The organism is Nostoc sp. S13 (assembly GCF_029379315.1).
Taxonomy (GTDB): domain Bacteria; phylum Cyanobacteriota; class Cyanobacteriia; order Cyanobacteriales; family Nostocaceae; genus Nostoc.
Map to the genome: position 1 here is coordinate 1 of NZ_JAQYWQ010000206.1, position 6243 is coordinate 6243.

8 protein-coding genes are annotated in these 6243 nt (G+C 43.6%); all 8 read left to right on the forward strand.

What is annotated here, in order from left to right; all coding sequences use genetic code 11:
• The first annotated feature begins 511 nt into the window (after window positions 1–511).
• The 8 genes from dndE to PUQ00_RS31885 all read left to right on the forward strand — a co-directional run bounded on the left by dndE (window position 512) and on the right by PUQ00_RS31885 (window position 6189).
• On the forward strand, window positions 512–898 hold the full coding sequence (dndE, locus tag PUQ00_RS31850) for a DNA sulfur modification protein DndE (protein ID WP_292767620.1): 387 nt from the start codon (window positions 512–514) through the stop codon (window positions 896–898).
• 48 nt (window positions 899–946) lie between these two features.
• Entirely contained in the window at window positions 947–2404 is a 1458-nt protein-coding gene (locus PUQ00_RS31855) for a DNA phosphorothioation-associated putative methyltransferase (RefSeq protein WP_300423923.1), read from the forward strand.
• A gap of 143 nt (window positions 2405–2547) precedes the next feature.
• Window positions 2548–3849 (forward strand): AmpG family muropeptide MFS transporter, encoded by a 1302-nt coding sequence (locus PUQ00_RS31860; RefSeq protein WP_300423924.1) that lies wholly within the window; start codon window positions 2548–2550, stop codon window positions 3847–3849.
• Window positions 3834–4241: an ABC transporter permease gene (locus PUQ00_RS31865; RefSeq protein WP_300423926.1), complete on the forward strand. Its 408-nt coding sequence runs from the start codon at window positions 3834–3836 to the stop codon at window positions 4239–4241. Before PUQ00_RS31860 ends, PUQ00_RS31865 begins: the two co-directional genes overlap by 16 nt.
• Window positions 4242–4338: 97 nt before the next feature.
• Window positions 4339–4494, forward strand: coding sequence for a hypothetical protein (locus PUQ00_RS31870; RefSeq protein ID WP_300423927.1), 156 nt, complete (start codon window positions 4339–4341; stop codon window positions 4492–4494).
• Between the two features lie 17 nt (window positions 4495–4511).
• The gene (locus PUQ00_RS31875) at window positions 4512–4703 is read left to right on the forward strand and encodes a hypothetical protein (protein WP_300423929.1); all 192 of its coding nucleotides are present in this window, start codon (window positions 4512–4514) and stop codon (window positions 4701–4703) included.
• Window positions 4704–4720: 17 nt separating this feature from the next.
• On the forward strand, window positions 4721–5260 hold the full coding sequence (locus PUQ00_RS31880; protein WP_300423931.1) for an N-acetyltransferase: 540 nt from the start codon (window positions 4721–4723) through the stop codon (window positions 5258–5260).
• Between the two features lie 173 nt (window positions 5261–5433).
• Window positions 5434–6189 carry a HEAT repeat domain-containing protein gene (locus tag PUQ00_RS31885; RefSeq protein ID WP_300423932.1) on the forward strand — a complete coding sequence of 252 codons (756 nt, stop codon included), beginning with the start codon at window positions 5434–5436 and terminating at the stop codon, window positions 6187–6189.
• The last annotated feature ends 54 nt before the right edge of the window (window positions 6190–6243 follow it).

Consider the following 6243-nt stretch of genomic DNA (forward strand, 5'->3'; position numbering starts at 1 on the left):
TTTGACTTTGCCACTCTTCAGATGTACGGAGCTTGTTCAAAACTCAAATAGGATTCCTATAGTATATATATAGGACTCCTATTTGATTTTTGAAAAAACTCCGTACAACTCGAAAGGGCTGATTCCCCATTCCCTACTCCCTACTCCCTACTCCCTGCCTACGCAAATAAGTTCAAGAATCAAATCGGATTGCTATAGCAATCCTATCTGAGTTATGAAAATTTACTTTTTTAACGAACCACTCCAGACGCAGAGGGCACAGAGAGAAACAATAGAAATGTTCACAAATGATTTAGGATTGCTATATGCCATTGATATTAGTGTGCGTAGACTCACGGCAGCAAGCTGCTAGAAATTGCTAATTATCTAAATATGATTATTTATCTCTCTAAGTGATAAAAGAAGGAATAATTAAGTAGCTCAAATTAATCAACCTGCTGTTAAGTATTGTTAATTGTGTGAAAGGATAATGTATAGGATTCCTTTTACTTTTTCCCTTTTAGCTTTAGTTATGGAATCACCAATCGAACGTATTCGCCTATCCCAAACAGCCAAAGACCAACTGCTCAAACTCAGACGCAGCACCAAAATCGACCAATGGAATATCTTATGCCGTTGGGCGTTTTGTCGCTCTCTCGCAGAACCAACCACACCCTCACCCGTCCCAATTCCTCAAGATAGCAACGTCGAAATGACTTGGCGCGTCTTTGGCGGCGAAATGTCAGATATTCTTCTTCTCGCCCTTAAGCAACGCTGTCACAATGACGGTTATCCCACCGACAAAGAAACCCTCGCCACCCAATTCCGTTTACATTTGCATCGCGGTATTGGTTACTTAGCAGGCGATCCAAATATCAAGAAAATTGAAGATTTAATTGAACTGGCCATTAAACCTTGAAACAATATTAGTTATCGGTGTCTTAATTACGAATTACAAATTATTCTTATGCCTGAAGCGCTAGAAATCGAGCGTCACAGAGCTGCGATCGCTCGCACTGATTTATCTCGCCCTGTGCGATTGGCAATAGAATGGGCAATCCTGAATCAAGACACCACTTTTTTTGACTACGGTTGTGGCTACGGTGGTGATGTCCAACGAGTAAAAAACTTAGGCTACACCAGCGCCGGCTGGGACCCTTACTACTATCCCGATGTACCACGCACTGCCGCCGATGTGGTCAATTTGGGTTACGTCCTCAACGTCATCGAAGACCCAGAAGAACGCCGTCAAAGCCTTCGCCAAGCTTGGGAACTCACTGGAAAAGTTTTAATTGTCGCGGCTCAAATACTGATTAACGCTCCCAGCAAAACCCAACTTGCTTACAATGATGGCATTGTGACGCGCCGCAACACTTTTCAGAAATATTACGAACAAGAAGAACTCAAAACTTATATTGATCAGGTACTAAATGTCGATGCAATCCCGATCGCGCTAGGTGTCTACTTTGTTTTTCGAGATGAGGCTGAAAAAGAAAGTTACAAAGCTATCCGCTTCTTTTCTACCACTTCTACACCGCGAGTCCGCATCCCCATCAAGCGGTTTGAAGACTATCAAGAACAGCTGCAACCATTAATGGCTTTTTTTACCAAGCGCGGTAGACTACCTGCTAAAGGCGAATTGGAAAATCAACAAGAATTACTGAGCGAATTTGGTAACTTTCGCCGCGCCTTCGGTGTAGTTTTACAAGCTACCGACGAGGCAGAATGGGATGCGATCGCTTACTGTCGTTCTCTAGATATCCAAGTTTATCTCGCCCTTACCCACTTTGATCAACGCCCTGCATGGCAGAAGCTAGCAGCAGAAATGCGTCACGATATCAAAGCCTTTTTTAGTAGTTACGAAGAAGCTTGTCAAGTAGCCGACCAAAAGCTTTTCAGCTTAGGGAAACCTGGGGTGATTCAAACTGCGTGCGAAAAAAGCAAAATTGGTAAACACACGCGCGGTGCCCTTTACATCCATGTTTCGGCACTTGCGGCACTTGACCCGGTGCTGCGAATTTGTGAAGGTTGCGCTAGCCGTACCATTGGGCGTATAGATGAAGCCACATTGATCAAATATCACACTGATAAGCCGCAAATATCTTATCTGTGTTACCCTGACTTCGACACTGACCCCCATCCAGCATTAAAAGCTAGTATAACTATTGACTTAAAAACCCTAGTCGTCACTCACCGAGACTATGCAACTAGAGCAAATCCGCCGATTTTGCACCGTAAAGAAACATTTGTTACCAGCAACTACCCCGGTTACGAAGAATTTGCTCAACTCACACAACAAGAACAGCAATTAGGATTGCTCAATCACAAAAGCGACATCGGTACGCGAAAAGGTTGGGAAAAATGCCTTGCTGCACACAGAGTAGAAATTAGGGCACATCACGTTTATTCGATTAAGGAAAATTAAGGAATAATTACACTGTTAGAGCATTGCTGATATGTATCTTAAATAAAGAAAATCTGAGCAGGTTTGTATGCTTATACGAAATTAGACAGCAGTTATGGCAAGATAACTGCAATTCAATTAAATAAAAAGGAATCTTCCAGATTGTGCAAGTAAATAAATCGCTGCTACGAATTTTTGGCAGCCCGAAGATGGGAGCTTTGTTATTTCTTGGCTTTTCATCAGGGTTGCCGTTATATTTAACCAGTCAGACATTACAAGCATGGTTGACCAAAGAAGGAATTAGCTTGGCAGCGATCGCTGCTTTTAGTTTAGTAAAGCTCCCCTATTCTTTAAAATTTCTCTGGTCGCCTTTATTAGATAGATTTGTACCGCCTTTTTTGGGACGCCGTCGAGGTTGGCTGGTAATTACACAAGTAGCATTACTGTTAAGTATAGCTGCAATGGCTCTACAAAACCCATCTCAAGGGCTACAACCTTTAGTAATTGCTGCTGTGGCTGTTGCTTTTTTTAGCGCCAGTCAAGACATTTTAGCTGATGCTTACCGCACTGATGTAGTGGAAGTAGAAGAAAGAGGTGCTGGAGCATCTATTTACTTATTGGGTTATCGCGTTGCCATTCTAGTAACCGGTTACGTCACCCTATTTTTGGCAGACAGAATACCTTGGCAAGCTGTTTACTTGTTGATGTCGCTGTTGATGCTCGTAGGGGTGGTAAGTTCTATTTTTGCACCAGAACCAGTCCTACGCGATCGCCCGCCTCAGACTTTATCCGCCGCAGTCAAATTACCTTTCATTGAATTTTTCCAGCGTCATGGCTGGCTACAAGGACTTTTAATCCTAATATTCATTGTGATCTATAAGTTGGGGGATTCTTTACTAAAGAATGTATCCACCCCATTTTTGTTAGATAAAGGCTTACATTTCACTCAAACCGACATAGCATTTCCTGGTGCATTGGGAATTTTCGCCACTATTGTTGGCACCTTGGCAGCAGGAGCAATAATGACCAAAATTGGTGTTAATCGCTCGCTCTGGATATTCGCCATCCTGCAAGCTATCGGCAACTTGGCTTTCTTTGCGTTGGCAGTAGTAGGTAAAAACTTCTATCTAATGTTAGCTGCCGTTAATATAGAACAATTCTGTGCTGGTCTAGAAACTGCTGCTTTTGTAGCGTTTTTGATGAGTCTTTGTAATCAAAGCTTTTCAGCTACACAGTACGCCTTACTTTCCAGTTTGCAGGCTTTTAGTAGAGATATTCTCACGGCTCCAGCAGGTACATGGGCACAAGCTACCGGCTGGTCTACATTCTTTCTACTGACATCAATAGCTGCTTTGCCGGGATTACTATTATTGCCATTCTTTGCCCCTTGGAATCAAAAGCCAGTGGTAATATTATCCAGACCAGGATTAGACGATTCAGAAGAGGATATATGGGGAATCAAGTAGTTATTGCTGTCGGCACATTTATTCTCTTACTCACTGGTTTATTGCTTGGCTATGTTCTGTCGCAGTTAGTTCTAGGATTTCTAGCATTTAACCTCCTAACTTTTTTCGGAACACTCAGCCTAATTTTAATTTTTGGTACACTTTATTACGTTTTATTTTGGCAGTTGCGGAGAGAGCAGTCCCGGCCATCAACTATAAATGAAAGAATACCAAACCAGGTAGAGGAGGGTTCATCTGATAGCTATCTCAAAAACAGGCTAATCGATAAATTATCCGGTGACGCTGCCGCTGCCGAACGGTTAATTGAACAGGCAAAGGAGACTTATCCTGGGATGCCGGAGAATTGGTATTGCGAGAGAGTGCTTGATGACTTGGAGCGCGATCGCCCATAATACTAAGGGAGTGGGGGAAGCAAGAATTTTAGATTTTAGATTTTGGATTTTGGATTAAAGAATTGAAATTTAATCCAAAAGACGCTCTCTAGGAGACGTGCAAGGGACGCGGACTCGCTCTCGGTGGCGCTATCGTCAATCCCTTCTCCCAACGCCCAATGCCCAATGCCCAATGCCCCATGCCGAGAAAATCGCTAAAATAAATCAAGAATACTTCACAAATCTTCAGCTAGGTTCTCATAAAAGTTCCTAGATATTAGCAATCTAAATATGGCTATATTTCGTCAGTACATTGCCCCCTTGCTTGCAGTATTGGTATTTGCCTTTGCCCTAGTGGCTGTCAGCGCCCGCATCTTTTTACCCTCTGATATGGCAGCACCCGCACCAATTGAAGAGGTAGAGGCAAGTTATCAACCTACTCCAACTGATTTACTACCACCAGCACATAACTTAGCTAGCTAAGTCAATAAACGTCAGAAGTGTCTGAGCAACTACTACCTGGGTATATTATTCGCCGTGGCTCCGCTTTGGATCGATCGCTGCTGCTTAAATTCATGCAGCGAACTTACCAGGATATTTTTCCCAATGAGGATTTTTCTCACCTAGAACAAACAGTTAAGCAATACTTCTCCAGTGATACACCCTTGTGGTGGATCGATTTTTTGGGTGAGGGAGATCAGGAGAGCAGGGGAGCAAGGGAGCAGGGAAGTAATAAAGAATTTCTCTCCTCTGTTCCTCATCCCCCCATCGCCTGCCTTTGGGTGGGTAATGCGATAGATCAAGTACATGGGAACCGTCATGCTCACATCTTTATCCTCTACGTTGTACCAGAACATCGGCGACGGGGTATTGGTAGAGCTTTGATGCGATATGTGGAAAATTGGGCTATTCAAAGAGGCGATCGCCAGATTGGACTGCAAGTGTTTCAATCAAACAAACCCGCATTGAATCTTTACAATCAGTTAGGTTATCAAACCCAATCCCTATGGATGGTAAAATTCCTGAGTGCAGAAAAATAAACTAATAGATAGCGATAACATACTGTAGGGTCTCAGTTATAGAGGTTCTCGTTTGGATAAAACTCAACGAGGAATAAGGGAAATGTATAAGAACCCAACTAATATATATAAAGCTTTAACTTATTGGCGCGGGGGATTATGTGTTAATCCCTTTTCGGGATTGAAATGAAATTATGTATGACGAAGACGATCTAAGCCTACTTGATATTGAGGAGCTAGAAAGCCCCTTAGATAAAATAGAGCCGCTAACTGCTGAATCAGAAGTGGCAAAGCCTGATCCAGAAGTGATGCTAGTCTTGTTGGAAAATCCCCACCCCCAGCAAAGAATGTTAGCAGCGCGTGCTTTTTGTGATATAGAAGATGCGCGTGCTACCCCCCATTTGATTCGCCTGTTAAGTGATACCTGTCCCTTGGTGCGGGTGAGTGCAGCCTATGGCATCGGACGCAATCCCAGTTCAGAAGCAGTGAGTCCGTTAATTACTCAACTAAACAATGATTGGAATGGCTATGTGCGTAAAGGTGTTGTTTGGGCTTTAGGAAACTGTCGCGATCGCCGTTCTTTACCACCCTTAGCAGATGCCTTAAGAACTGACATTTCCGCAGTACGTTTGTGGGCTGCTAGCGCCTTAGCACAGATGGCAGAAGTGGGTTACGAAGCAGTTATAGGGGCAATACCACCATTAATTGAAGCCTTAGTCCAAGACCCAGTGGCAGCAGTGCGGAGTAACAGTGCTTGGGCAATTGGTCAACTGTGCCGCGAACTGCCTTCTAATGTAGTTTATGCCACAGCGATCGACGCGTTAATTCAAGCCTTTGCTGAAGACCAAGATTTGGGAGTACGGGAAGACGCCAAAGCCTCACTTTTAGGAGTGGGTGATCCCCGTGGCTTACAGCTGATTGAAACCCTGGAACAAGAAGGGTGGTTTTGATTGGGCATTGGGCATTGGGCATTGGGCATTGGGCATTGGGCATTGGGCATTGGG

Coding starts and splice junctions, on each gene's coding strand:
- dndE (WP_292767620.1), top strand. CDS start 512: ATGGAATCACCAATCGAACGTATTCGCCTATCCCAAACAGCCAAAGAC.
- PUQ00_RS31855 (WP_300423923.1), top strand. CDS start 947: ATGCCTGAAGCGCTAGAAATCGAGCGTCACAGAGCTGCGATCGCTCGC.
- PUQ00_RS31865 (WP_300423926.1), top strand. CDS start 3,834: ATGGGGAATCAAGTAGTTATTGCTGTCGGCACATTTATTCTCTTACTC.
- PUQ00_RS31875 (WP_300423929.1), top strand. CDS start 4,512: ATGGCTATATTTCGTCAGTACATTGCCCCCTTGCTTGCAGTATTGGTA.
- PUQ00_RS31885 (WP_300423932.1), top strand. CDS start 5,434: ATGTATGACGAAGACGATCTAAGCCTACTTGATATTGAGGAGCTAGAA.